The sequence below is a fragment of the Streptomyces sp. NPDC050704 genome (assembly GCF_040654355.1).
GTDB lineage: Bacteria > Actinomycetota > Actinomycetes > Streptomycetales > Streptomycetaceae > Streptomyces.
In genome coordinates, this window is sequence record NZ_JBFAHW010000251.1 from 1 (window position 1) to 3,222 (window position 3,222).

The following is a 3,222-nucleotide window of genomic DNA, read 5'->3' on the forward strand; positions in this document are numbered from 1 at the left end:
GCGGTCCAGCATGGCGTCCCGGAGAGGGAGTTCGAAGTCGCCGTACGAGACGGTGAGAAAACAGGTCAGCCCGTCGAAGACCGAAGTCTCATCGGGCCAGGAAAAGGACAAACCGGTGCAGACAACGGTTGCGTCAGTCATGAGAATCCCGTGGGTGTCGTCGCCGACCCGGCCGGGAACACCAGCACAGCAGCGCGACTACGGCGGCCTCGAAAGCCGTACGGGTCGATGCGTGCCAGGTCAGCGTGGATGTTCGGTGAACGAGACCCGCAGGCGACACACGTCGGCGATAACCGTCAACGACGCGGTGCGGCGAGTCTGGACCGAGCGGTCATCCTCACTGACCTGCCATGCGAATCCTCCCTGAAATCGGGGGAGTTGATAGAGGTACATGCACCATACCACCGTCCGCGGCCCATTCGACGGTACTGCCGGCCGCAGGGCCGAGAGCGGATGACTGAGAGGCCGGAGAGCTGCGGGGGAGTGTCCGGGTGGCGCCGGCTCCGGTGTCCGTGCCGAAGCCGGGGCCCCGCCCCTGCCCTTCCTTGAGCTCCTTGGGCTTGGGCTCCTCGCGACCGCACGGCTACTCCGTGGCCTCCGGGCGCCTGACACTGATGCGGCTCAGGGCCAGGAGTGTCGCGTCGTCGGTGCGGTGCGGGATGAGGAACGGGATCGATCCGCCGGATCCCGCCGTCCCACATATAGACCATCGTTCCGGTTGCGAGTGCTTGTAGGCCAAGGAGGAGGTGGTCCCGAGCCTTCTACCGCCATGCTTGAGACGCACCGCGGCTACGCCATCGTCCGATTCCTGACTAGCCCTGTGACCGGCCATTTTGTCTCCGTCGCCGGTCTTCCCTCCGCGGGAGCCGACATCCCGGCCGTACGCGTCCGCGCCACCGCAGGCGCGATCGTCGGTCCAGCGACAGCCCATCGCGGCCGCCCGGGTTACATCATCGTCACCGGCCGAGAACCGGACACCGTCGAAGACCAAGCAGCCCGGATCCTGCGCCAGATCACCGTCACCGTCGACTCCGCGAGCCCGACATGGCCCACCCGCCGGATGCGGACCGGGACCAGCAGATCACCAGCGCAGCCGACTTCGACCGGATCTTTCTCAGCAAGGGCAGCGAGAGCGCCTTCACTAAGATCGCGCGCTCGCCGCGAGGTAGCCAGAAGTCAGACGGCGCCGGGCCTCTGAGCTGTCTGGCGAGCCATCCGTGTGGTCCCGGCGCTGTCCCGCCGATGGGGCCCCGTAAGTTGTCGGCGAGGGGTCTGTCCTGGGTTCTCAGAATGGGGTGGTCATCAATGACCGTGGAGTCGATACCGGTGCAGGCCGCGCCGAAGTCGCTGGTGTGGCAAGGCGACGAACTGGTCTCCGCGGCCGGGGGTGGTCAGGGCTCGGGCCACGACGGGGTGGAGCGGGAGGAGGCCTTCGCGGAGAGCTTTTTCTTCGACACCGGGACCACCTCGGCCTCGGGCCGGTACTCCGCGCTGTACCAGGAGCGCGGCATCGAGGGGCTGCTGCTCGAACGAGGACGGGTCGTGCGTGAGCTGATCCGCAGCGACGAGCTGGCGGGGGACTACGACTACCCGCTCGCCCTGGGCGCGTTGAGTGACGGGCGCGAGGTCGTCGTGCACTGCCCCGACGAGTACAACGTGCTCCAGATCGAGGACGCGGCCAGCGGCGAGCGGCTGACTGCCGGCGAGCGCGAGCCGCAGGACGTCTTCCACTCCAGGCTCAGTCTGAGCCCGGACGGCCGGTACCTGCTCGCGGTCGGATGGTTCTGGCATCCCGTCGGGACCGCCATGGTCTACGACACGGCACTCGCGCTCACCGACCCCGCCACTTTGGACGGCGAGGGTCTGCTGCCGGGACAGGCGGCCATGAACGGCGAGGTGACAGCGGGCTGCTGGCTCGACGCCGATCGGCTGGTACTGGCGACGGAGGGGACGGGGACGGAATCGTGGGCCAACAAAGAGGAACCCGCACTTCCGCCTCGCCACCTCGGCGTGTGGTCGATGTCCGAGGGACGATGGCTGCACCGCAACCCGCTCGCCGATGCCGAACCGGGTGTCCTGCTCCTGCCCCGCGGCGATCAAGTGGTCTCTTTCCTCGGCCACCCGCGACTGCTCGACACGGCCACCGGGCGCCTCGTCGCGGAATGGCCCGAGGTCGGCTTCCCTGTCAAGAGCACCTGCTTCGGCGCCGATGCCTCTCCCGTGGCCGCCCTCCACCCCGACGGCACCCGGCTGGCCGTCGCGCAGGCGGAAAGCATCGCCCTCATCACGCTCCCGTGATCCAGCTCGCTGCGCGAAGCATGTCGTGCGCACCGAATCCTGGATGTGCCCATCCGCTGCGCAATCTCAGCGGTGCCCGCTGTCGCAGCCGCCGCGACCGGCGAATGCGCAGGTCACGAGATCCCTTGCTGACACAAGCGCGGATTTGCCAATCCACTGTTAACGAAGTCCCGCCAGTGTCCTGCGCCAGAGATCCGTCACTTCCCGCTTTGCACGGGGGCGCTGAGGGCTTCGAGGGCTATCGCCGGATGTCTCAGTGGTCTGGCGTGAGCCGGAGACGTCCGAGGGAGCGCGCATCTGCGAGCCATTCGTCGGCCTCGTGAGCGGCGATGAGCGCGGTCGGTCCGGCTCGCAGCCCGGGTTCGAAGCGACGGCAGTCGACTGTGAATGTCTGCAGGTCGTCGGAGCTGGCGAGCAGGGTCCATTGCCGGTCGACCGGCGGAAGGCGGGCAGCAAACACCATCTGATCTGCGACGGCAGGGGCACCCCACTGAGTGGTGTGCATCGTGAAGTTGCTGGTCACGGACCTGGTGTGAGGGTCGGGAGAGCTACTCGCGCTGGTGGTCGGCCGGTGTCCACGGCGAGGATCGTCTGACATGTCGTTGGGAGCCGTCCTCGGTTTGTGCTGCGCCGACCGCTGTGCCGCCCTTACGAGCCGGGGCCGGGCCGGTACGCCGGGAGAGCGTGGGAGGGTGCGAGGGTGGGGATGCGGGAGCTGGAGCGGACCACGGCTCGCCGGAGTGAACTGGACGCGCTCGCTGCGCAGTTGGCCAAGCAGTTGCAGGGTGTCCAGGCCGAGAGGGCGGAGCTCGTGAGCGCCGGGTCCTGAACCGGCTGGCCGAGCGGGACCGGGCCGCGGCGGAGGCCGCCGCGGCCGTCGCCCCGACGCCCGCCCGGGAGGAGGCTGACCCGGACGAAGCATGC

At 68.5% G+C, this 3,222-nt stretch carries 3 protein-coding genes and 1 pseudogene; all 4 read left to right on the forward strand.

Features of this window, described 5'->3' with window-relative positions:
• The first annotated feature begins 769 nt into the window (after positions 1-769).
• Entirely contained in the window at positions 770-1,198 is a 429-nt protein-coding gene (locus tag AB0I18_RS51800; RefSeq protein WP_363112850.1) for a hypothetical protein, read from the forward strand.
• Positions 1,199-1,305: 107 nt separating this feature from the next.
• Complete coding sequence (locus tag AB0I18_RS51805; protein ID WP_363112851.1) at positions 1,306-2,298, forward strand: hypothetical protein; 993 nt, start codon at positions 1,306-1,308, stop codon at positions 2,296-2,298.
• Positions 2,299-2,707: 409 nt separating this feature from the next.
• Positions 2,708-2,800: pseudogene (locus AB0I18_RS51810) on the forward strand (IS5/IS1182 family transposase); the annotation flags it as partial.
• A 204-nt stretch (positions 2,801-3,004) separates the two neighbouring features.
• Entirely contained in the window at positions 3,005-3,127 is a 123-nt protein-coding gene (locus tag AB0I18_RS51815) for a hypothetical protein (RefSeq protein ID WP_363112852.1), read from the forward strand.
• Positions 3,128-3,222 lie beyond the last annotated feature (95 nt).

Excerpts from the sequence above, each read along its gene's own strand:
- AB0I18_RS51800 (WP_363112850.1), top strand. The coding sequence starts at position 770 with ATGCTTGAGACGCACCGCGGCTACGCCATCGTCCGATTCCTGACTAGC.
- AB0I18_RS51815 (WP_363112852.1), top strand. The coding sequence starts at position 3,005 with ATGCGGGAGCTGGAGCGGACCACGGCTCGCCGGAGTGAACTGGACGCG.
- AB0I18_RS51805 (WP_363112851.1), top strand. The coding sequence starts at position 1,306 with ATGACCGTGGAGTCGATACCGGTGCAGGCCGCGCCGAAGTCGCTGGTG.